Source organism: Acidilobus aceticus, from assembly GCF_055392325.1.
This window is the reverse complement of the sequence record NZ_AP042407.1, coordinates 18,760-41,398: the sequence shown is the minus strand read 5'-3', so window position 1 is coordinate 41,398 and position 22,639 is coordinate 18,760. Positions and strand designations below refer to the sequence as shown.

Below are 22,639 nucleotides of genomic sequence, written 5' to 3'. Positions count from 1 at the left end.
CATTTTTATAACATGCCCCTCCTGGTCGGGGCGGGAGGCAGGTTGAGGGCCCCAGCTGCGGCAGCAGTCCTGCTGCTAGTGGCGCTCATGGCAATAGCGCCAGCCATGGCGGAGTGCGGGCCCGCCATATCTGGCGGCGAGGCGGCCTTCGCTTATGCGGAGAGGGCCTACCACAGCTACCTCTTCGTGAACCTGAGCTATGACAGCGAGCTAAACGAGCTCATGATAAACGCCTCTTACGCGAACAGCACGGCGTGCAGCTCGCTGGCATCGAGGGCCAGGGCCCTCGAGTCGCAGGGCCCGCTGATCCTCGCGAGGGCCAGGTCGGACTTCTGGACGCTCATGGGCTCCGTCATAGCCTCAGTTGTAGCCCTCTCGCTTGGCGCCTTCGCCTCAGTCAGGTACGGCAGGAGGCTAACCTGGAGGCTCTGGATGTACGCGCACAGGAACTACAAGGTGGTCCTCAGGGAGGGCCCCAGGAGGGAGGCCAGGCCCAGTGAGGCGGGCCCCGAGAGGTTCCCGCTCTACGTGGCCGGGCTCTTCATAGTGCTCGCCATAGGCCTGTCAGGGGCCACCCTGGCCCAGCTGTACTGGAGGCCCGGCCCCTTCAGCGTCATAGCCCTCCTCAACAGCAACCTGGAGATAGGCGACTACCCCCAGGAGCTACTGCCCAACTCCAACGTGACGCTCTACGTGCTCATAAAGAACGAGATGAACGACATAATGCTCTACCAGGTCAGGGTCGGCGTGCTCAACGCCTCCCTGCCCCCGGGGCCCTCGTCGCTTAACGAGTCCATAAGCGGCTACGACCTATACATGGTTATACCCTCGGGCCACAACGCCACGGCGCCCATAGTACTGAGGGCCCCCGCGAGGCCGGGGCAGTACAAGCTGCTGCTACTGCTATATTATTATAATGTAAGCACAGGGAGCTTCTACTACTCGGGCCTGTTCAACCAGCTTTACTTCAACGTGACCGGCTAGGGCGCCTCATGAGCAGGAGCACGGCAACCAGCAGCGCGGCCCCCAGGGCCGCGGCCACGGCGAGGTTCCTGTAGCCCGCCGACGCTGTGGCCCTCTCCCTCTGGGGCTGGACGGCGTGGGCCTGCTGCACAGGGGCTATGTAGGGCCTCGAGGAGGGGATCGCTATGGAGCGCTGCGGGGTCCAGCCGGTTATCCTCGCTATCTGGTACTGGCCCCCGACGGAGCCTATGGTTGAGTAGCTCGAGGTGTAGTTCGAGCCCGGCCCCAGCACAAGCCTGCCCACGCTGGAGTACCTGAGGTAGAGCCTGCTGTTGATGAGAACCACCTCGCTGGCGCTCACGTAGTTCATGGTGACGACGCTGTCATATATTATGAGCTCGCCCTCAGCGTCGTCAAACTCAAGGCCGAGCGTGCTGTTGCGTATGTAGTTCACGCCCTCGAAGTAGCTCCAGGTTATGTTGCCCCTGTAGCCCTCTATGGTGACGTTGTTAAACATGGCGCCGCTGGCCTCGAAGGGGGGCGTCAGGGCCTCGTTGGCGTAGTAGGCCACCCTGCCCTCTATCACTGATGCCTGCGAGTACGTCAGCACGTTGCCGAAGGGGCTGACCCCGGTGACCACTATGTACCACTCCTCCCCCTTGCCCACCTCGAAGGGGCTCACGTTGCCTATGGAGCTCGGCCCGGGGAGGTAAGCCTGGCCCACCCAGAGGCCAAGGGTCGAGTTGTAGTAAAGGGGCACCTCCACCTGCTGGCTCGCGTTCTCGTAGAGCTGCCTGAGGCTGGCCGGGACTATGGTGGCTGAGAAGAGGCCGTACCTGACCGGGGTCCCGTTCTGGTACGTGATCCTGGCCTCTATGGTGACCCTCCCGCCGCCCTCAACTATTGGCGGCAGCACTGCCACCTCAGCGCTCAGGGGCTGCCCCACGTATATCATGTCGACCCCGTAGCCCTCCACGAGGCCGCCCAGCGTGGTGGAGTTGTAGGAGGCGTTGAGCAGCACCCAGTAGAGGCCCGGCTGGGCCTGCCTGGGCACCCGGAGGAGGCCATAGTAGAGGCCGGAGCCCGTCAGGGGAACCTGCGAGGAAGCGGTGTTGTAGCCCGCCGGGCTCACCAGGCTGGCCGTGACGTTGGAGCCGTAGAGTATTGCGTCGAAGAGGTCAAGCCCCGTCTGGGACGACACCAGGGCCGTGGTCTCTATGGGCGGCACCGGGATCCCTTCAACTATTACATAGCCTCCCTCGGGCACGGCGCCTGGCATGGAGAGGACCTGGGGGAACAGGAGGAAGAGCTGCATGAGGTCGCCCATGTATATGGGCGTCAGGCCGTAGGCCTGGCCTGACAGCCTGATTATATAGTAGCCCGGCGGGGCGGTGAAGTTTATGCTCGAGGTCCCCAGCGTTATGGGCTGCGAGTAAACCTCGGTGTAGGTGTTGTTGAGCGGGTTGTACCTGAGGACCTCCACCTCCATGCTGACGTTGCCCGGGGCCCCCGTGGGCGAGGTGGCGAAGGCGGCCAGCGGCACCCCGAGGTACGGCATGTACGGGTACATGGGGGTCGGGAGGGACATGGCGCCGAAGTAGCCCACGAAGGCCTCGACCGCGTATGAGGCCCGGGAGCCTTTGTAGCTGCCGCTTACCTCGATTAAGGCGGGGCCTGAGGAGTTCAGGGGCACGTGAAGGAACGCCTCCCAGAGCCCCCTGGTGGAGTTAAAGTACATGGGTTCCTCAGCAACCACGCCGTTCATGAGCTTCAGGCTGGCGACGAAGGAGCCGTTAACTACCTCGGAGCCTCCGTAGGTTATGTTCGCGCTCACGTTAAGCGTGGAGCCAGGCTCTATGAACTGGGACGCGTTGCCCAGGAGCACCTTTATGGAGAGGCCCCTCTCATGGACCATTGAGAGGTAGCGGGCCAGGTTGCCGGCGTTTATAGCCCCAAGCCCCGTGACTAGGTTGTAGCCGTTGGACGCGGCCCAGGGTATGTTATAGCCAAATGTCATGGGTATGAACGCGCTCCTCGTGGACGAGTTAGAGTACAGGCTGTAGAGCGTGGGCGCTATGAGGCCGAGCCCGTGGCCAACGTAGCCCTCGACCAGGGCCAGGAGGCCGGCCACAAGCTGGACCGCCTCGCTCGTGCCGCCGGCCAGGACCGTCTCGTTGTCCTCAGCGACCATAATGGCCCCTGGGAATATGTTTGCGTTGGCCGAGACGTCGGGCACGGCCCTGCCGTGCGGGAAGCCATCGGGAGGCCTCGGCGCCACCCCCTCCTGCCACCACGGCATGGGCTCATAGGCGCTGTAGCCGCCCGTGGAGCCGCCCACGTTCTGCATGTACGGCACGAAGCCGGCCGAGGACCACGCTGTCTGGACGCTTGAGTTCCCGCTTATATAAGTTGTCGTGCCCCCCACGGCCAGCACCCAGGGCGAGGAGGCAGGGTAGTTGACGTCGCCGACGGGCCCAGCGCTGTAGCCCATGCCCCCGCCGTCGCCGCTTGCGGCCAGGAATGTTATGCCCTCCGCCGCGCCGAGGGCGTAGTAGACGTCGCTCAGGTAGACGTTGTAGTAGTAGAAGCTGAAGCCATAGTAGGAGAACGCGGACTCCGGTATGCCGAAGCTCTGGCTCACTATTGAGACGTTGTCGTGCTGGTCTATGTAGGCTATTATAGTGGACAGCGGAAGGGCGCCGCCCGCCACGTACAGGTATATGTGGGCCCTCGGCGCAATGGAATGCACTGCCTCCACGTCCAGGTCTATCTCCACGTCCCAGCCCGTCAGCACGCCCAGGTTAGGGTTATATGGGCCTATGGGCACGACCGTTATGTTCGCCGGCGGGAGGCCGACGAGGGAGTCGTAGTAAGCTACGTCCTGGAGCAGCGTCGGGTTACCGTAGAAGTCTATAATTCCGACGTTGACCCCCTGACCCTCGTCGCCGAGCGAGTAGAGGTACGTCGCGTTGTAGGCCTCGGCAAGCGAAGTCATGGGGTACACCTCCTCGGGGTATGAGACGTTAACTTCATAGAGGGACCTAAGCCTGATCAGGTCCTGCTCAGTTACCAGGAACTTAGGGGTGCCCAGCACTATTCCTGTGATATTAGATATGTAGGGCACAGGCCACGGCAACTTGCCCCTGTACCCGGTCACGGCGTAGTAGCTGGAGGTGCCGTTGCTGAAGACCCCTATTGAGACGCCGAGGGCACCCTCAACGGCTGAGGCCGGGCCGCTGAAGGCTATCATTGACCCTGCGACCGCTATCACCCTCAGGCCGTGGGACCTGAGGTAGCTTATGGCCTTGGACACCTCGGCCTCAGGGTAGAACATGCTTGCCGCCTGGGATGGCGTCAGGAACTTGTGGTAGAGCGGCGAGCCGGGGTCGCTGACGGCCTGGGCGTAGTAGAATATGAGGGGCACGTCCCTCAGAGGCACGTAGAGGACGCCAACTACGTTGACATTACTTGGAAGGGGTCCCACGTACTTGAAGCCCCTCAGGCCTCCCATGTAGCTAAATACTATACTGTTAGGGCTGGCGGGCCCAGCGACGGCCTTAACGTAGCTTACAGGAAGGGCCGCGGCAGCGATGATGATTGCCAGGAGAACTGTTGATATGAGCTTAGCCCTCAGAGCCAGTCGCCCAGGAGGCTCTGCCGGCCGGTGGGCTTAAGCTTAAGCTGTTATTTTCAAGTGGGCCTCAGGAGCAGCGCCGCCAGGGACTCCGCCCTAGGCAAAGTCATGCCCCTGGCCAGCAACATGAGGGCTATCGATATCACTATCAGCACTATTGCTAGGACCATGGCTATTATGGCCATCTTCCACGAGGTGCCAAACACTATGGGTATGGGGCCTATCATGACGACGCCGCCGGCCTGCACCTGGCCCTTGGCCTGGGAGGACTGCCTGTAGGCCTCGTAGACGCCGGCCGCCACTATTATGAACATGCCAACAAGTATTATCAGGAAGCCTATGAGGAACCAGGCCGCGGCGTTCATGTAATCACCACTTTACTCCTCCGCCCGAGCCTTAAAGGCCTTGCCTCCCCTGTCGAAGTAGCTGAAGAAGGCGTAGTAGAGCACTGGGTCGAGCACGGAGATCCCCGCGGCCGCGGAGAACACTGCGACGAAAGCGCCGACCTGGAACAGCACTGAGCCGGCTGCAGCCGCCGCGCCGTAGGGGAGCCTCCTGAACACGCCAGTTATGCTGAGGCCCCTGGACCTCTCAGAGGGCTCGTAGAGCTCCATGCTGACGTTCTGCCTTATCGGCAGGGCCGCCTGGTAGAGCCCGGTCCTAATTGCATATATGGCCCCAGCCAGGGCCAGGGGCCTTGAGAACGGTATGGCCGCCAGCAGCAGGGAGCCGAGGCCCCTCAGCACAAGTATTGACCTCACGGGCCCCATGGCCTTCTCCGCGAGGGGCGCGATGAGGGCCCCCGCCGCGGCGGCCGCGTAGGAGGCGTCGTATATCAAAGAGACCTGGAAGTCGCTCGCCCCCAGCTCCCTGAAGTAGACAGGCAGGAGCGACATGACCATTCCGAGGCCCAGGCTGCCGAAGAGGCCTGCCAGCGAGACCTTGCCTATGTTCTTGGCGGACCTCCTGGGGACTGCGCTGGTGGGCCTGTGCGCCCTGTCGGGCTCCTCCGAGACGAGGAGCACGAGCGCTGACGTGGCCACAGTTATCAGCAGGGCCACGGCGAAGAGCTCAAGGTAGTAGCCCCCTGAGGCCCTCATGATGGCCCCTGAGAAGGCCGAGCCCGCCAGGGCCGAGGCTATGGCCGCCATCATTAGGTACGAGTAGACCCTTGTCCTTGCCTCAGGGCCGACCCTGCTGGCCACCATGGCAGTCTGGAGCGGCGCCACCGGGCCGCCGCCGGAGCCCCCGCCTATGGGGCTCATGGTGAGCCCGAAGGCGGCAGACGCCATGAGCGCGGCGTAGCTCCTGGTGGAGAGCACTATGGCGTAGGTGCCCGCGGGGAGCAGCGACATTATGGCCAGGGCCTTCCTCCTGCTGTAGAGGTCGCCGAGCCACCCGCTCGCAAGCGTTAGAACGGCGCTGCTCAGCGTGGCTATGAGCGTGTAGAGGCCGATCATCTCGTAGGAGAAGCCCACGTACTTGAGGTAGAGCGGGAGCAGGAAGGCCACGTAGCCGAAGCTGAAGCTCCTCAGGGTCCTCACGGCGCCAAGTATGTAGATGTCCCTGGAGTAGTCGCTCAAGGCGGCTCAGGGAAGCCGTGAGTTGGGAGGGTAAATAACTTATCAGCCAAACCTTATCACTGCGACGCCCCTGGGCGGCATCACGGCCTTGCCCTCCCTCACCTGCGAGTTGCCGGCGACCAGGTCGCCCTTGACCGGCAGCGAGGCCGTCAGCTCGCCCGGCCAGTGGCTTATCATGAAGGCGAGCCCCCTGCTGCCGTCGCTCAAGACCTGGACCTCAACCCTGGGGTCGTCGCTGGCGGTGGGCTCAACGCCGGCCTGCACGGCGAGGGCCCTGTAGAGGGCGGCGTAGGGCGACCAGTCGCTCACGTAATACAGGTCCGCCAGCACAGCCTCAAGCGGGAACAGCGACAGGATCACCCTTCCGCTGCCCCTCCTGGCGGCAAATGCTATTGGCCTGCCGTTGGCCGTCGCCATTACCTCAGCGTCCACTGGCCTGACGTCATAAGTCAGCACGGGCTGCTGAAGCCCAACTGTAACCTCGTGCCCCGCCCTCAGGTCGCCGAGGTCCGCCTCGAGCCTCAGCCTGACAGAGCCCTCAAGCCTCACGCCAGGGGAGCCCACCCTCAGGGCGGGCTCAACGCCGAAGAGCTCGCCCCACATGTGAGTGGCCGACTCGTGCATGAAGATCATCTGGCCGAGGCCCCTGAGAAGCGAAACGTAGACGAGCCTCCCGCCCTCGGCAAGCCTGAGCAGCCTCCTCCAGGTCACGGTGAGCCCGCTTATGGTTGAGGGGAACACAACAAGCTTCCTCGGGTCGTCCTCCCTGAGCTCGGGCTCATACCTTATCGATGCCTGGGCCCCCGCCATGGTTAGCAGCTGGTGGGCCAGCAGCGTCGGCCTGGCAACCTGGTAGAGGCCCCCGGCCCACCTCCTGTAGTCGGCGAACTGGTACTCGCCGAACACGTAGAAGGGGGCCACGACCAGCGCCTTTGAGCTCCTCCTGAGGCCCTCAAGTCCAAGGCCTTCAAGGGCCTCGAGCTCCCTTGAGAACCTCCTGAAGCTCTCGGCGGAGGGCTTAGGCCTTCCGTCCCTGTCGAACAGGCCGAAGCCAAGCTCAAGGGGCCTCCAGAGGTAGGGCGTGTCGGCCTCGTCAGGGAAGTCGGAGAAGCACCAGACGAAGGCCCCTGAGGCCCGGTGGGCCAGGGCCGCGTAGAGCGCCTCGTAGATGAAGGCGGCCCTGTCGGCCTCCGAGTACTGAAGGCTGCTGAAGCCGAACTCCTCGAGTATGACGGGGCTCTGGCCGTCGTCGGAGAACAGTTCAAGCATGCCAGAGTATAGGTAGCCGTGCCTGACGGGGTCGCCGTCGTAGAGGTACAGGTGGGGGCCCACGTAGTCGGTTATGCCCCTGACCAGGTGGGGCGCCTGCCCGTAGCTGTCAGGCACGTCGCCCGCGCTGAAGACGTGGCCGCTGTCCACTGAGCTTATGGCCTGCCTGACGGCCCTGAGCAGCGTCAGCTCCTCCTCAGGCCTCGAGGCCCTCCTCACCAGGCTCATCTCGTTGCTCAGTATCCAGCCCCCCAGGCCCCTGCTGTCCCTGACCCTCTCTGCCACCTGCCTGGCGAAGCTGGCGGCGCCCTCCACAGCCCTGGGCGAGTATATGTCGTTGTCTGGGGCCCACGGTATCCCCCAGTTCCTGCCGCTCATGTGGCCCACCAGGAGCGTCACGAAGCCGGCCACGTTGTTGTCGCCGAGCCTGTCAAGAAGCCACCTGAGCCTCTCAAGCTGCCGCTGGTCCACGTCGCCGCTGGAGCTCACGAAGTCCTGGTCAAGGAGGAACAGCCTCACGGCCCTGACGCCTATGGACTTCATGGCATTTATGTCTTCAAGCAAGGCGCCCTCGTCCCAGTCCCTCCACATCCTTATGTTGGTCCTCCTTGGCCAGTAGTTGACCCCGAGCAGGAACCTGAAGGAGCTGTCGGTGACTACCAGGTTCCCCCTAGCCTCGGTCCTCAAGTTGGCCCACCAGGCGCGCAGCCATTGACAAAACTAAAAGGGTTGCTAATGCCCGCGCCTTAGAAGCGTGGCGGCGACCGCTGCTGTTATGGCTATCAGCGCGCCGACGGCGAGGTACAGGTAGGCCTTGGCGGGCGACCGCGCGGCTGGCTGCTCCCTCATAATTGAAGCTATGTCGGTGGCGCTCACGCTGGCGGTGGTAGTAGAGTTGGACGAGGGGATATCAATTAAGGCCCTTCCCGAGTAAACGTCATCGGGGCTCGTGAAGTTAATTGTCATCTTTGAGCCCGCCGGCGCCACAGCTATTAGGAGGGGCATCGGGCTGAACAGGCCCCCACCCGCGCCAAAGCCCCCCACCTCGAGGGCAGCGTACACGTCGTCGCCCAGCGCTGACACGTAGCCGGTGCTAACGTAGTAGCCGCCGGTGACGTTGACCTCAAGCACTGGCAGGAGCGTGCCGTCAGCCAGCCTGTAGACGTTAAAGAAGTCAAGCGAGGAGGGCTGAGGGCCGAAGTTGCCGTACTCTTCTACAAAGTCCTGGTTGCCCTGGGTCACTATCATGACAAAGAGCAGGGAGCGATGGCTTGGAAGCCGCGAGGTTGCGGCCAGGGTCACCTGGCCAAGGTCGTTAACCCTGTAGATTTGCAGCGTGGAGAGGTTGTAGAGCGCCAGGAGGTCCCCCTGGGCGTTGGCGAACAGGAGGCCCTTCATGCTCAGGTTAGCCAGCACCTCGAAGCCCTGCTGGGCGACGTTTACAAGCTCCACGCTGCCGACGCCGCGCATGGAGCTGGGCCTCGCGAGCGCCAGGTAGCCCTGCCCCGTGACGCCGGCTATGAGCGCTCCAGGGACGCTGACGTTTATGATAACCCTGCCGGAGGGCGTGACCTCCAGGAGCCTGACGCCGCTCAGGGATTGGCTAAACCTTGGGCTCCACAGCACGTAGAAGACATCATTGACCTCGACGAAGCCCCAGGGCATGCCGCCGCTCACGAGCGTTAAGGGCTTTGACCAGCGGCCGTCGTAATAACAGGAGTACCTAAGCGAGCCCGTCGTGCTGTTTGAGAGGTGAAGCCCTCCCGACAGGTAGGCCCACGCAAGGCACAACTTGCCATGGTCCGTGAAGGCGTAGAGCCTCGTGGCATTAACTAGGGGTAAATCCTTTTTCATTATAATTCATTACAATAGAAATCCTTTTATATCTATTCATTATCACTAATCTAGCAGGGTTTGCCTGAGTGGAGAGGCTACTGAGGCCTAAGGAGGCCTGCCAGCTCCTAGGGATATCATACTCAACGCTCCTGCGGTGGATCAGGGAGGGGAAGATAAGGGCGGCAACAACTGAGGGCGGCAGGTACAGGATACCTTACAGCGAGGTAAAGAGGTACTTGGAGGGGAGGGAGGGGACAAGGGCGGTAATCTACGCAAGGGTCTCATCAGCTGACCAGAGGGAGGACCTGGAGAGGCAGATAAACTACCTCACGAACTACGCGACGGCAAAAGGTTACAGGGTAGTTGAAGTGCTAAAGGACGTCGCCAGCGGGCTCAACACGCAAAGGAAAGGGCTGCTCAAACTGTTCAAGCTGGTCGAGGGGAGGGGCGTAGACGTCGTGTTAATAACATACAAGGACAGGCTGACGAGGTTCGGCTTCGAGTACCTGGAGGAGTTCTTCTCGGCAATGGGCGTCAGGGTCGAGGTAGTTTTCGGCGAGGAGCCGAAAGACGCTACTCAGGAACTCGTGGAGGACTTAATCTCCGTTATCACGTCGTTCGCTGGCAAGATTTACGGAATGAGGAGCCACAAGAAGACGGCCCTCGTCCAGGGAGTAAAAAAGCTGTTGGGTGAGCTGAGTGGAGCGGACGGTTAAGCTGAGGGTCAAAGTTGACCACGCCACGTATTCAGCACTTAAGGAGGTCGAGAGGGAGTACAGGGAGATCCTTGAGGACGCAGTAGACTACGGGCTTCGGAACAGCACGACGTCGTTCACGAGGATCAAAGCAGGCGTTTACAGAGTTGAAAGGGAGAAGCATAAGGACTTACCGTCTCACTACATCTACACGGCCTGTGAGGACGCGAGCGAGAGGCTGGACAGCTTTAAGAAGCTCAAGAGGAGGGGCAGGGCCTACACCGACAGGCCTTCGGTGAGGAGGGTCACCGTCCACTTGGACGACCACCTCTGGAGGTTCAGCCTCGACGAGATCTCGATAGCGACAAAGGGAGGAAAGGTTCGCGTCTCGCCCACGTTCCATAAGCTCTTCTGGAGGTACTACAACGGCGGCTGGAGGATAGCGGGCGAGGCCAGGTTCAGGCTCGCAAAGGGCAACGTAGTCGAGCTGTTCATAGTCTTCAAGAAGGAAGAGCCGAAGCCTTATGAGCCCAAGGGCTTCACCCCAGTAGACCTTAACGAGGGCTCGGCCTCCGTGCTTGTTGACGGGAGGCCGATCCTCTTGGAGACCAACATTAAGAAGATCACCCTGGGCTACGAGTACAGGAGGAAGAGGGTACAGAGCGGCAGATCCACTGAGGACAGGGACGTCAGGAGGAGGCTAAAGAGGCTTAGGGAGAAGTACAGGAAGGCCGACATAAGGAGGAAGCTGGCGAGGCTTATAGTTAAGGAGGCCTTCGAGAGCAGGAGCGCGATAGTTTTAGAGGACCTGCCGAAGAGGGTTCCAGAGCACATGATAAAGGACGTGAAGGATCCCCAGCTCAGGCTGAGGATCTACCGCTCGGCGTTCTCCTCAACTAAGAACGCCATCATTGAGAAGGCCAGGGAGTTCGGCGTTCCCGTGGTCTTGGTCAGCCCCTCCTACACCTCTTCCACGTGCCCAGTCCACGGGTCGAGGATCGTTTACCGACCCGATGGGGGCGCTGCCCCGAGGGTCGGAGTCTGCGAGAAGGGAGGGGAGAGGTGGCACAGGGACGTCGTGGCGTTATACAACCTGAGGAGGAGGGCTGGGGATGTGAGCCCAGTGCCGTTGGGCTCGAAGGAGTCCCATGACCCGCCTGCCGTTGGGCTAGGCAGGTGGCTGAGGGCTAAGTCCCTACGCCTGATCGTGAGTGAACTTAAAATGATTGAGATGAAGGCGTAGGGACAAACGGCACGGGGGGCAGCGGCGCAGGCGACGCGTACCCCTCGTTGAGGACGTAGCCGCCTATGTTGGTAGTGTTGTCGCCGACCAGGTAGGTGTAGTAGATGTACAGGGACCCGCGGTAGGCCAAAAGGCTAACCTGCCCTGACAGGGCCAGAGGGCTGACCACGATTAAGCTAACCGGGGCGGCGCTGGCGACGCCCATCAGCAAGGAGGCCAGGGCTGCGGCCTCAAGGACAACGGCCAGGAGCTTGATTAACTTCACATTTACCTCCGGCGGTTTTGCGGCTGGGCTAGGTTAAATGTACAGCGGGGCTTACAGTGGGCTGTCATCAACGGCCGCTTAGCTACTAGCAGCTTCTAAAGGCCAGTGTCGATGCCCAGCTCGTCTACAACCGCCTCAAGTTCCCTGGTGAAGCCGCTGAGCTGCAGCACGGGCACCACGGCGACCCCGTTGACAACCTTTGGCAGGTCCTCCCTGAGGACTACCAGGGCTGGCAGCAGCCTCCTTGGCATGTCTGGGAGCCCGAGGGACCCCCAGAGGGCTATCAGCCTCCTGGCCCTCTCAGCGTGCCTCGAGGCCGCCTCCGCTATCCTTGAAGGTGAGCTCGACCTGTAGGACCACCTCTTGCAGTCAACGACGACGCCTCGGTCGCCCTCAAGGCCAAGCACGTCGACCTCGAGGCCTCCCCTGCCCGGCACCCTGAGGTTCCTCCACACGCGGAGGCCGGCCTCGCTCAGGGCCTCCGCCACCAGCCCCTCAAAGTCCCTCCAGCTGAGGAGCCTTGACACGGCCTCCGGGTCAGCCCCGAGCCTCACAGCCGCTGCTGCCAGGAGGGCCCTGTTGAGGGGGCACGCGGACTCGCCCTCAAGCCTCAGGCCGCCGACCTCCTCCATCCTGCTCAGGTAGGCCTGGACAACTTCACGGCTGAGCCCGGCCCTCGAAGCGACGTCGCTCAGGGGCACGCAGCTCTCAGAGCCCAGCAGGGCCAGGGCGACGTCGGTGGCGGGGCCCAGCAACGGCGGTCCCGGCGCTGGCTCAGAGGCTCGCCCTTATAGCCATAGCCCTTATGTGGGAGACCTTAATGTAGAAGAGCTTCATGAGCAGGCTGACCGCGTAGAGCCCCCTGCTGGTGGGCACTATGCTCCTCCCCGTGTCCTTGACGAGCCCGAGCAGCTCCATTAAGAGCAGCTCCCTCGACATGGCCCTGTAGACGCCCCTCCCGAACCTCCTCCTGAAGCCGTCCTTGTCAAGCCCGAGGCCGTAGAGGCCGTAAAGCGCGTAGAGCCTCTCCTCCTCTTCCCTGCTGAGCCTCCTGGCAAGGCTTACGGTTGGCTCTCCCTTGGCCACGAGCGACTCATACTTAGATATGTTGAATGTGTTGGCCGTGAAGAGCCCCCTGAGGTGGCTCATGGCCCCCGCCCCGACACCAACGAAGAGGTCTGAGTCCACTATGTACTCATCACTGAGGCCGCCGGACGACTTAGAGAAACACCAGGTCGTCAGTTGGGTCAGGCCAAGCCTCCTGGCCTCGCTGACGGCGAGCCTGTAGAGGGCCCTCTCCCTCTCCTCCTTGCACGGGCATACGGTGGCCGGCTCCCTTATTGAAGGCATGAGGGGGTAGAGGGTCAGCTGGTTTGCCTTGCTGTTGTAAAACGCCTCGACCTCGTCAATGAGGTCCCCCTCCCTCTGCCCGGGGTAGTTGAAGAGTATGTCAACGTTGACGGTCTTTACCCTGGAGCAGGCCTCTATGGTCGAGAGTATGGCCTCCGAGCTTATCCTGGGCCTCCCAAGCCTGGCAAGCCTGTCCGGGAAGAAGGACTGGACCCCAAGCGATATCCTCGTGACCCCGGCGGAGGCCAGCATCGAGACCTTGTTGTCGTCAACGTCATAGGGCGAGCCCTCGACAGAGGCCTCCACGGCCCCCTGGTAGGACCTTATAACGTCGAGGAGCTCGCACACGCCCTCGGTCAGCATGGTGGGGGTGCCCCCTCCCACGTAGACCTCAGGGAAGCGGGCGCCCTCCCAGCGGCTCATGAGGCCCTCGACCTCAGCCGTCAGGGACTTGACGTAGGCCCTGGCCTCGGCCTCCCTGTAGGGGACGCTGAAGAACACGCAGAAGGGGCACATGAAGGGGCAGAAGGGGACGTGAACGTAGAGGGGTAGGGGGCCCTCGGGCTCCGACAGCTCAAGGCCGTCGACCAGCTCAACGTTAAAATTAAATCTGTCCATCATCTTTTTAACAAAGCTCTCAAACGTGAGCTGTCCCCTGTATAAGTTAGTCCTGGGAGAGATAAAAGCTTTCTATGTTAAGAGAAAACGGCGCTGTCAGGCGCCTGAGGGCCTGGCCTTAGGGAGCGAGGTCGCCAACAAGCTTGGCTAACGCGTCAGGTCCCAGGGCCCTCAGGCTCGCCCTTATCACGGCCCTCAGCGCCTCGGTGGGCTGCCTCATGGAGAAGTCCCTCAGGCCGCCCTCGTACCACTCGTAGCTTATGCCCCTCACTACGACCACAGGTATTGACTCGCTCGTTTGCCTCGCCAGCAGGGCGGCGGAGGCGCAGACCTCGTTAGCAATATGGTCGACGCCGCCGTACTTGGGCACCCCGTTCCTGTCGGGCTTCCCAAAGCCCCTGTCGACGGGCCTTATGCCGTAGGAGCCTATGGCCCTGTCAGTCGAGGCGCCGGCCACGCTGACCTCCGTGTCGCAGAGGACGACGGCCACCCTGGCGCCGCACCTCGAGGCTATGCTGTTAGAGAGCTCCCTGGCCTCGGCGTCCGGGTCTGGGGGAGGCACTGCGTAGAGGCCCCCGGGCACGTTGGAGGCGTCTATGCCCGCGTCAGTCCATATCATGCCTGAGCGCCTCACTATGAAGAGGTAGGGGAACCTCTCAAGGGCCCTCCTGGCGGCCTCCGCGTCATACGCCACGTCCTCGAGCCTCAGCACGCCAGAGTCGTAGAGCTCCTTTACAGGTATGACGCCCAGGACGTCGTCGCTCTGGCTTAGCACGAGCTCAACCCACCTGGGGTCCATGCCCAGGGCCGACGCTATCCTAATGGCCCTCTCGCTCGGCCTCACCGAGCTGACGTCAAGCAGGTAGCCCTTGGCCTTGGACACGACCTTGCTGGCCACCGCTACCACGTCGCGGTCCCGGAGGCTTACGGAGGAGCATATGAGTGAGGCCAGGTCGTCGCCCTTCCTGACCTCGGGCAGCTCGACGCCTATGAGGGACGCCTCCCTCAAGGGACTCCCCCAGTCCCAGTGGCCAGGAGGTAATTATGGCTCGCCAGACCTTGAGTACAGCGCTATGGCGGCCGCTATGGGGACCACAGCCCACGCCGCCAGGGAGGCGGCGGCCTCGGAGTAGCTGACGCCTGACTGAAGCAGCGAGGAGACCCCCAGGTAGCCGCTTATGATGGAGCCCGCGGCCCCCAGGGGCCCGGCGTAGACGAGCCAGGGCCGCTGCGCTACGGCGGCCGCTATAAAGCTGAAATTGAACAGGTAGAGGACTATATAAAGGATGACGGCTATGGCTATGAAGTGCCCCCTGGTGGCCGCGGAGACGAGGTAGAGGAGCGAGTAAAACGCCGCCGCGCTTGCAAAGGAGGCAGCGAAGACCACGAGCGCGTCGCTCAGGGTCACCACGGGCCCAGCCATGAGGTAAACTATGAGCCCCAGGGCCGCTGAGGCCAGCAGCGATGAGATCAGCAGGGCCAGGAGGCCGGCGGAGTACCTCGAGGTCAGCAGCTGTCCCTTGGTTATGGGCCTGGCCAGGAGGAACTCTATGGCCCTGGTTGACCTGAGCCTCGCGAACAGGTCATTGGTCAGGAACAGGGCTACGAGTGGCAGGAACTCGGCCATTATGTTGGCAGCTGTGGCCATGGGCTGGAAGGCCACTGACTTGAGCTCCAGCTCAGGCGGCATGAGCTCTGTGGTCTCATTTGTCGCGGAGCTCGAGTTAACGGGCACCGCGGTGATAACCACCGCGGGCTCAGGCCCTACCCTGACCTCGGCCCTCCATATGCCGGGCCCGTACTCGCCCAGGTACTGCGCGGCCGTGTAATTGATTATCCTGCCCCTGAGCCCGAGCTCCGCCTGGCGCACGTAGACCTTGAACTCCCTGGCCCCAGGCTCGGGGTAGACGCTGAAGAACAGTGTCGCCCTGCCCGCCCTCAGGTTGACGTTAACCAGCGCCGCGGTGCCCAACATAACTGACCTGTTGGCTCCGTTCACGTAGACGGGCCCTATTCCCACTCCGCTCCCAATCAGGACGTAGCCGCTGGAGTTGGTGACCAAGACGCCCGGCGACGAGTTGGGGTATATCACGTAGATCCTTGCGTTGCCCAGGGGGCTCCCGGAGGGGCTGAGCAGGAGGCCCAGCGCGCTGCCGTTGTGGAAGGGCTCGATCACAATGTAGTAGGGCGCTATTGACCTCGACAGGCTGAGCTCCAGGTAAGCTATGCCGGCGCCCAGGGCCACCACCGCTATCACTATTATGATCAGGGCCTTGTTGAGGAGCGACCTCCTCAGGTCGTAGAGCGCTGCCCCCTTCAACTCCCCTCACCCCCTATGAGGGAGAAGAAGTACTCCTCCAGGCCGCCGACCTGGGTCACCTGCATGACCTTGTAGCCCCTGGCCACCAGCTGCGACGTCACCTGGTCAGGGCTCGCCCCTGAGACCTCGAAGGAGTCCCTGCCCATCGCCCTGGCCTTGCCGAGCTGCGAGAGCACGTCAAGGACCTTGTCGTCAGGGTTAGCGACGACTACCTTCACGGCTGCCCTGGCCTCGGCCAATATCTCATCCATGGCCTTCACTGCTATCGCCCTGCCCCTGTGTATGAAGACCACCCTGTTGGCCACGTTCTGCACCTCGCTCAGTATGTGCGAGGAGAACAGTATTGCCTTGCCCCCCTGCCTTGAGTCGAGGGCGAACTTCCTGAAGAACGCTATGCCCTGGGGGTCAAGGCCGTTGAGCACCTCGTCAAAGAGGTAGTTGTCAGGGTCAGATATCATGGAGGCCGCCAGGGCGAACCTCTTCCTCATTCCCTGGGAGTACTCCCTGAGCCTCCTGCCCTCCGCGCCCGAGAGGCCCACCTCGGCCAGGAGCCTCTCGGCTAGCTCATCTGCCTGCCTCCCAGTTATGTTATAGTAGCCCGCCAGGTAGACCAGGTAGTCCTTGGCCCTGAAGTCGTCCTCGAAGTTGGGCAGCTCCGGCACCCACCCGACCCTCCTTGACGCCTCGACCTTGTCGCTCACAATGCTTATGCCGTCTATTATCGCGTCCCCGGAGGTAGGCCTCAGCACCCCGGCCGTGACCTTTATTGTCGTTGTCTTGCCGGCGCCGTTAAGGCCAACCAGGCCCACCACCTCGCCGTTGTTGACAGAGAACGTAACTTTCTCAATCCCTCGGGCCCTTCCATAATACTTTGTCAAGTCCTTGAGCTCTATCAAATTCAGACGCCACTCCCTGCTCCGCTTGAGACGCTAATAAACGCTGGCCGGGACTTACGCCCTGAAAAGCATCACGAGGCCAAGGATCACTAGCCCCGCGGCCCCGGCGTAGTCAAGCCACGGCGAGGATATTATGGCGTAGCCGAAGCTGTAGCCCAGCCAGGCCAGGAGGGAGTTCCAGGCCACCGAGCCCGCCAGGGTGTACGCCAGGAACCTTGCAACGGCCATCCTGAAGAGCCCAGGAGGGGCTGATATGTACGTCCTCACGGCGGGCAGCACCCTGCCAACTATAACGGCCAGGCCTCCCCTGCTGGCGAAGAACTCCTCGGCCCTCCTCAGCTCCTCCCTGCCTATGCCGAGGGTCGATGAATACCTGTAGAGGAGCCCCCTCCCGCCCTCCCTTGCTATAAAGTAAAGCGCTGCCGACCCCAGCAGGTTGCCGGCAGTTGACGCCAGGACCACGCTGATGAGCCCCTGCGGCGACCTGAAGTGAAGGGCCGCCAGGGGGACGACGACCTCGCTTGGCACTGGTATGGCGGCGCTTTCAAGGGCCATGAGCCCCGCGACCCCCGCGTAGCCCAGCCTGCCTATGGCGAGCTCCGTCAGCCCTGCGATATACGATATCAGCGCCGAGTCAGGCCTCACGGCCTTGAATGCTGCCAGCCCGGCGCCAACTGCTATTACCGCGACGGCGAGCCAGCGGACGGCGTTCAATTGTTCTCCCATACGTGGTACTACGCAGGACATTTTAATTGTAGGCTTGCGCCTCGGCAACGCTTGATAAAAAACGGCAATACCTACGTGTATACATGTCAGGCTTTTAACTCTCAGTGCTGTGGCTAAAAGGTGTGAATGAAATGAGCTCGAGGTCCTTGAGCTCAGCGGCCATAGCGGCCATAGTTATAGTCATCGTGGTGGTCGCCGCCGTGGGCGGCTACCTCGCGTACGTCTCGACGAGGCACCACGTGACCACGACAACGCCAACCACGACCACAACCAGCGTGACGACGCCGATAACGACAACTACAACTACAACGGTCACTACCATAACGTTCTACACGTGGTGGGCCACTGAGGGCAGGATAGCGTTAGACCACGTCATCAACGCCTTTGAGGCCGCCTACCCCCAGTACGTGATAAGCCCTGAGGTCATACCAGGCGCTGGCGGCACCAACGCGAAGTTCGTGGTGCTTGGCATGATGGCGGCCGGCAAGCCCCCCGCGGCCTTCCAGGCCGACACGGGCCCCCTGATAGCCTCCTACGTGCTCGCCGCCCCCAGCGGGGCGAGGAGCTTCGTCAACTTCACGCCGATAATGATGAGCATGAAGGGCCTCTGGGACAATGTGGTGCCTGCGGTAGTTGAGGCCAGCGCCTACAACGGCACCATGCCCTCGGCGCCCATAGACCTCGAGAGGGGGGCGCTGCTGTTCATCAACATGAAGGTGCTCAGGCAGTACAACCTGCCGCTGCCAACAAACATGAGCACGCTCATCTACGACACTGTCCAGCTGGCCAGGCACGGCGTCACCCCGTGGATGGTGCCAGGCGCGGACGGCGGCTGGGACCAGCTGGAGCTCTGGAACAACATATACCTGTCCCTGCTGGTCCAGAACTTTGGACCCGTCGGAGGCGCCAGGGTATACCTTGAGACCATGTACGGCGTCGTTGACCTTGGCAACTCCACCATACAGAGCATAATAAACGAGACTGACTACCTCTTCCTCAACTTCACCTCCTACGACTACCCCGGCTGGCAGGACCTCACCTGGACCCAGGGCCTCAGCGACCTCATTGATGGGAAGGTCGTGTTCCAGGCCAACGGGAACTGGGTGCCGCCCTACGCGTACGACTACGACAACACCACCATATACCCTGCCACCGAGCCCTACATAAGCTGGCCCAACGTGACCGTGGTCGCCGAGCCGTTCCCGGGCACACAGGAGGTCTACGCGATAGCCATAGGCTCCATAGGCGTGCCCGCAGGGTTCCCGACCACCCAGGAGGGCGTCACGTTCGCCGAGTTCTTCATGTCCTACCAGGGGCAGGTGACGTGGGGCACGTGGAAGGCGGTGCCCATGTACAAGAACGCGACCTCGCCGAAGTGGTGGTCATTCGCGCCTTCAAGGTACGTCGACTGGGAGCAGGCCATATCGACGCCGCCCGACCAGTTCGTGTGGTGGATGCCCGACGGGGGCACCTTCGCTGACGTCTTCGGCACCTGGATATCTCAGCTCCTGGCCCTGCAGGAGGTGGGGAAGCCCTACATACCTGTCTACAACAGCCAGTTCGCCTCAATGATGCACGAGGAGTGCAGCGAGTGGTATGCCGCCGCCAAGGCAGGCCTCGGCTACCTGGGCCTCTCGGGCAAGCCCTTCGACGGCTACTACCCGCCCTGGGTCATAGCCTCGACGAACTCCGTGAACATGAGCTACGTGTGCCCGACGTACTCACTGCCGTAAGGCTGTGTCCCAAAGTTCTTTCTTAAAGCCCTTACTTCACCCTTTTTTAACATTCCCTTCCTCCTTTTCTTCGCCCTATCCCAAGGCTTCGCATAGCCTTAGGCCTCAGGAGCTCTGTGAGGCACTCCGCGTCCTGGACTTCATATAGAAGATAGAAGAGAAGCTTAACAGGGAGCTGACTCTTGCCGTCGTGGATCAGGTGCTCAGGCTGGAGTCAGGCCCTCAGTCGGACGGCGTTGACAGGTAAGTCATTTTGATGACTTGCTCATTAGAATCGCAACCCGAGTAGGCCGCCAGTCCTGTCACGCTCCCGCCTCATTACGAACAAGGTTCAGGAGATACTTTAGCCTTTCCTTGAAGGCGTCGAACGTGAAGGCGTAGGCCACCTTCCTGGCCTTCCTGCCCAGCGACTCTGTGAGCCCCTCCTCCCTCAGGCTGCGGATAATTTTCACGGCCTCCTCAACGCTCCTGTAGCCCAGCCTCGGGCTAACCCTGGCGGCTATGTCGTAGTAGCCCCCGCCGTCAGCGTAGACCACAGGTATAGCCCCCGCTGCCGCCGCCTCCGCTATAGCTATGCCGAAGTGCTCCGCAAACGGGGGGTGGAGGTAGAAGCCAGCCCTGGAGTAGAGCTCCAGCAGCCTCCTCCTGGGGACGTTGGTCTCTACGTGGATGTTGCCGCACCGCCTGGCGTGCTCGAGCACTGCGGAGAGGGTGGGGGCCGAGTACGATGACGTGGAGCCAACTATGTAGAAGTTCATGTCCCTGGCCGAGCAGGCCGCCCTGGCGACCTCCTCAAGCCTCTTCTCAGGCGTGAACCTGCTCACAGTGAGGACCATGTTGTAGTCCTTGTCGTCGGCGCCCAGGCTGAAGACGTCGTCGTCTATGGGAGGGTACAGCACGAGCGCCCTGCCCGGGTAGAGCTTGGAGAGCACGGCCCTGGTCCACTCGCTGTTGGTAAACACCACGGGCGTGCCGGTGGCCAGGTAGGCGTAGCGCCTCACCAGGACCTCGTATATCGAGGGCTTGCCGGTGGGTATCAGTGCTGGGAAGTGGACGTAGCTGACGTCAAAGCCCTTGGCAGGTATGTTGGCCTGGGTCTCCACGTAGAGGTCGTAGCCCGGGAGCCTCGCCTTTATGTCCCTCAGCTCGTAGAGCGCGAGGATCCTCCTGAGCCTGACCCCCCTGCTGCCTAGCAGCGCCCTGGCCAGGTTGGCCCTAAGGGCTGGGATCACCACTGGCCTGGGCGGGCTCCTCACGGAGTCCCTGAGCAGCAACCACGCCCTCCCGTCGACGTACGTGGTGTAGTAGTCCACGTCGTGGCCCAGCTCCCTCAGAGCCTCGTACATCTTCAGGCTCAGCACCTCGCCGCCGCCAGCCTCCTCAATTACGGTGTGAACCAGCGCGACTCTCAACGGCGAGCCCAATGCTTAGGAAACAGTTAGAGCGATATATGCATATCCATCACTTGACCTCCTCTCTGAAGGGCGAGGCCCTATCATTCGTTCTGTCAATGTAAGAACGTGGTCAGCATCGCTTCTTATAAAATAATGAAATAAAAAGTGGGTCAAAGGGAAACGGAAAGCCCGCCCTGAAGGGCAAAGCAGCTCGCATTCCGCGTGTACCTTCTCACGGCTAATATTCTGCCCTCCTCCTCGGCCTGGCCCCCTCCAGAGGGCGACAAGCCCCCTGGCGTCAAGGTATGACGGATCTATGGACCAGAGCCTCAACGCTCCCAGGCTGAGGCCGCGGGCCAAGCTAAAAGGCCTCGGGCCCATAACTCAGGGCGAGAGCTGGGAGCCTTGGATGTGGCTGACGAGAAGCAGTCGCTCAGGCAGATGATATGGGACCTCATGGAGAGGACCAACGTGGCCTCGTTTCCAAGGCCAGTCCACGGGAGGATACCCAACTTCGTGGGCTCCAGGAGGGCGGCCGAGAACCTGGCGTCAACAGAGGAGTTCAGGAGGGCCAGGGTAATCAAGGTCAACCCGGACTCCCCGCAGAGGCCTGTCAGGGAGCTGGCCCTGAGGGCCGGGAAGCTGGTGCTCGTGCCGACGCCGAGGCTGCGGGGCCAGTTCTACCTCCTTGACCCGTCCAGGGTGGACCCGGGCTACGCGTCCTCAATAACGGGCTTCACCAGGGTAGGCGAGAAGGTAGACGTGGAGTCAGCGCCTAACATAGACCTTATAGTGGTCGGCTCCGTGGCCGTGTCGCCGGGCGGCTTCAGGGTGGGCAAGGGGGAGGGCTACAGCGAGCTTGAGTACGCCATGTTGAGGGAGATGGGGAAGGTGAGCGACTCCACGCCGATAGCCACCACGGTGCACGACGTTCAGGTGGTCAGCGACGTCCCCCACATGCCCTACGACGTGCCTGTTGACATAATAGCGACTCCCACCAGGGTCATAAGGGTGTCGCCGAGGCGGCCCAGGCCCCCAGGGCTGCTCATGGAGTACCTGAGCGATTGGAAGGTTCAGGACACGCCGTACCTTAAGGCCTACCTCCAGAGGACTGGAAGGTGGCCGAGGAGGTCATAATTGGTCGGCGACAGGGAGCTGGCGGCCAGGTATGACTACGGCGCAGAGGCCTACGACGAGCTCTACGGCCAGGAGCAGGTAGAGAAGTACGAGGTCGGCCTCAGGCTCCTGCCGCCCAGGGGCAGGGTCATTGACGTGGGCTGCGGCACGGGGCTCCTGCTGGAGTACATGGCCTCCACGGGCCTCCTGAGCGACGTGGAAGAGCTAGTGTGCGTCGACATCAGCGGCTCCATGCTCTCGCTGGCTTCCAGGAGGATATCGGCGCTGTGCCCTGGAAGGTGCACGGCCGTCATAGCTAACGCTGAGGCCCTGCCGTTCAGGGACGCGGTGTTCGACGTGGCCTACTCCTTCTCTGTGGTGAACCTCCTCGAGTACCCCGCGGCGGCAGTCGCGGAGATAGCCAGGGTCTCCAGGTCCTCGCTGGTCACCCTGGTCCCCAGGGTGAGCGACTACAGGCCGGGCGGCTGGAGGCGCGCGGGCATGGCCGGGAAGGACGAGGCCTACGTGAGGCCCTAGGCGCCTATTATGGGCAGGGGCACCTCCCTGCCGCTGTTCATGTAGGCGTAGGCCACGGCCGTTATGGCCAGGTTTATAAGGACCACGAGCAGGCTCACTACCTCAGTGGTCACGTCAAGGTTTGACTGCACCAGCAGCCAGGCGATCACGACGTTAAATATGACGCTCACGGCAAGCATGGACCTCCTGTAGCCGGCCATGGTGAGGCCGAGGGAGCCGGCCATGCCTATCAGTATAAATATCATGCTGCCAAAGAAGGTGTAGAAGTCATGCCTTAGGGCAGGCCCTCCCACGGCCAGGGCCACCAGGAGGAAGACTATGGCTATGATCAGGTCCGCGAGCAGGGCCCCGACCATTAGGTAGGTCGAGTACTTCAAGCCGCATCCCACCCAGGCATAGGCTCAGCGACATTTATGCATTTAAGTTGTGGGGGCCTGGCACGCAAGGCGTCAGTACTCCGC

20 protein-coding genes are annotated in these 22,639 nt (G+C 62.0%); 6 read left to right on the top strand and 14 right to left on the bottom strand.

Annotation, left to right across the window (positions count from 1 at the left end; genetic code table 11):
* The first annotated feature begins 42 nt into the window (after window positions 1–42).
* The gene (locus ACZ5OO_RS00195; RefSeq protein WP_464078236.1) at window positions 43–984 is read left to right on the top strand and encodes a hypothetical protein; all 942 of its coding nucleotides are present in this window, start codon (window positions 43–45) and stop codon (window positions 982–984) included.
* On the opposite strand, the gene ACZ5OO_RS00190 is transcribed toward ACZ5OO_RS00195, so the two are convergent.
* The 5 genes from ACZ5OO_RS00190 to ACZ5OO_RS00170 form a co-directional block, all read right to left on the bottom strand.
* Window positions 968–4,474, bottom strand: coding sequence for a S53 family peptidase (locus tag ACZ5OO_RS00190; protein WP_464078235.1), 3,507 nt, complete (start codon window positions 4,472–4,474; stop codon window positions 968–970). The two genes, ACZ5OO_RS00195 and ACZ5OO_RS00190, sit on opposite strands and share 17 nt — an antisense overlap.
* Window positions 4,475–4,653: 179 nt before the next feature.
* Complete coding sequence (locus tag ACZ5OO_RS00185; RefSeq protein ID WP_013266654.1) at window positions 4,654–4,962, bottom strand: TIGR00304 family membrane protein; 309 nt, start codon at window positions 4,960–4,962, stop codon at window positions 4,654–4,656.
* Between the two features lie 12 nt (window positions 4,963–4,974).
* Complete coding sequence (locus ACZ5OO_RS00180; RefSeq protein ID WP_013266653.1) at window positions 4,975–6,180, bottom strand: MFS transporter; 1,206 nt, start codon at window positions 6,178–6,180, stop codon at window positions 4,975–4,977.
* A gap of 42 nt (window positions 6,181–6,222) precedes the next feature.
* Entirely contained in the window at window positions 6,223–8,136 is a 1,914-nt protein-coding gene (locus tag ACZ5OO_RS00175; protein WP_464078234.1) for a glycoside hydrolase 5 family protein, read from the bottom strand.
* A 45-nt stretch (window positions 8,137–8,181) separates the two neighbouring features.
* Window positions 8,182–9,303: a hypothetical protein gene (locus ACZ5OO_RS00170; protein ID WP_464078233.1), complete on the bottom strand. Its 1,122-nt coding sequence runs from the start codon at window positions 9,301–9,303 to the stop codon at window positions 8,182–8,184.
* A 68-nt stretch (window positions 9,304–9,371) separates the two neighbouring features.
* On the opposite strand from ACZ5OO_RS00170, the gene ACZ5OO_RS00165 reads away from it, so the two are divergent.
* Window positions 9,372–10,001 (top strand): IS607 family transposase, encoded by a 630-nt coding sequence (locus ACZ5OO_RS00165; RefSeq protein ID WP_464078232.1) that lies wholly within the window; start codon window positions 9,372–9,374, stop codon window positions 9,999–10,001.
* On the top strand, window positions 9,985–11,223 hold the full coding sequence (locus tag ACZ5OO_RS00160) for an RNA-guided endonuclease InsQ/TnpB family protein (protein ID WP_464078231.1): 1,239 nt from the start codon (window positions 9,985–9,987) through the stop codon (window positions 11,221–11,223). The genes ACZ5OO_RS00165 and ACZ5OO_RS00160 overlap by 17 nt, the downstream gene beginning before the upstream one ends.
* Here ACZ5OO_RS00160 and ACZ5OO_RS00155 read toward each other — a convergent pair.
* From ACZ5OO_RS00155 to ACZ5OO_RS00125, 7 genes are all read right to left on the bottom strand, one after another.
* Entirely contained in the window at window positions 11,198–11,488 is a 291-nt protein-coding gene (locus ACZ5OO_RS00155; RefSeq protein ID WP_464078230.1) for a hypothetical protein, read from the bottom strand. The two genes, ACZ5OO_RS00160 and ACZ5OO_RS00155, sit on opposite strands and share 26 nt — an antisense overlap.
* 95 nt (window positions 11,489–11,583) lie before the next feature.
* Window positions 11,584–12,243: a restriction endonuclease gene (locus ACZ5OO_RS00150; RefSeq protein WP_464078229.1), complete on the bottom strand. Its 660-nt coding sequence runs from the start codon at window positions 12,241–12,243 to the stop codon at window positions 11,584–11,586.
* A gap of 19 nt (window positions 12,244–12,262) precedes the next feature.
* On the bottom strand, window positions 12,263–13,459 hold the full coding sequence (locus ACZ5OO_RS00145) for a radical SAM protein (protein ID WP_464078228.1): 1,197 nt from the start codon (window positions 13,457–13,459) through the stop codon (window positions 12,263–12,265).
* Between the two features lie 115 nt (window positions 13,460–13,574).
* Window positions 13,575–14,465 (bottom strand): coenzyme F420-0:L-glutamate ligase, encoded by an 891-nt coding sequence (locus ACZ5OO_RS00140; protein ID WP_464078227.1) that lies wholly within the window; start codon window positions 14,463–14,465, stop codon window positions 13,575–13,577.
* Between the two features lie 33 nt (window positions 14,466–14,498).
* The gene (locus ACZ5OO_RS00135) at window positions 14,499–15,776 is read right to left on the bottom strand and encodes an ABC transporter permease subunit (RefSeq protein WP_464078226.1); all 1,278 of its coding nucleotides are present in this window, start codon (window positions 15,774–15,776) and stop codon (window positions 14,499–14,501) included.
* Window positions 15,773–16,672, bottom strand: a complete 900-nt coding sequence (locus ACZ5OO_RS00130) for an ABC transporter ATP-binding protein (RefSeq protein WP_464078225.1) — start codon at window positions 16,670–16,672, stop codon at window positions 15,773–15,775. Before ACZ5OO_RS00130 ends, ACZ5OO_RS00135 begins: the two co-directional genes overlap by 4 nt.
* A 54-nt stretch (window positions 16,673–16,726) precedes the next feature.
* Window positions 16,727–17,386, bottom strand: coding sequence for a DedA family protein (locus tag ACZ5OO_RS00125; RefSeq protein ID WP_013266642.1), 660 nt, complete (start codon window positions 17,384–17,386; stop codon window positions 16,727–16,729).
* Between the two features lie 143 nt (window positions 17,387–17,529).
* Here ACZ5OO_RS00125 and glcS point away from each other — a divergent pair, with 143 nt between their 5' ends.
* Complete coding sequence (glcS, locus tag ACZ5OO_RS00120; protein WP_464078224.1) at window positions 17,530–19,131, top strand: glucose ABC transporter substrate-binding protein GlcS; 1,602 nt, start codon at window positions 17,530–17,532, stop codon at window positions 19,129–19,131.
* Between the two features lie 302 nt (window positions 19,132–19,433).
* On the opposite strand, the gene ACZ5OO_RS00115 is transcribed toward glcS, so the two are convergent.
* Window positions 19,434–20,543 (bottom strand): glycosyltransferase, encoded by a 1,110-nt coding sequence (locus tag ACZ5OO_RS00115; RefSeq protein ID WP_464078223.1) that lies wholly within the window; start codon window positions 20,541–20,543, stop codon window positions 19,434–19,436.
* 438 nt (window positions 20,544–20,981) lie between these two features.
* On the opposite strand from ACZ5OO_RS00115, the gene ACZ5OO_RS00110 reads away from it, so the two are divergent.
* Complete coding sequence (locus ACZ5OO_RS00110; protein WP_464078582.1) at window positions 20,982–21,662, top strand: 5-formyltetrahydrofolate cyclo-ligase; 681 nt, start codon at window positions 20,982–20,984, stop codon at window positions 21,660–21,662.
* The gene (locus ACZ5OO_RS00105) at window positions 21,663–22,178 is read left to right on the top strand and encodes a class I SAM-dependent methyltransferase (RefSeq protein WP_464078222.1); all 516 of its coding nucleotides are present in this window, start codon (window positions 21,663–21,665) and stop codon (window positions 22,176–22,178) included.
* On the opposite strand, the gene ACZ5OO_RS00100 is transcribed toward ACZ5OO_RS00105, so the two are convergent.
* Complete coding sequence (locus ACZ5OO_RS00100; RefSeq protein WP_464078221.1) at window positions 22,175–22,555, bottom strand: hypothetical protein; 381 nt, start codon at window positions 22,553–22,555, stop codon at window positions 22,175–22,177. The genes ACZ5OO_RS00105 and ACZ5OO_RS00100 overlap by 4 nt on opposite strands.
* Window positions 22,556–22,639: the final 84 nt, after the last annotated feature.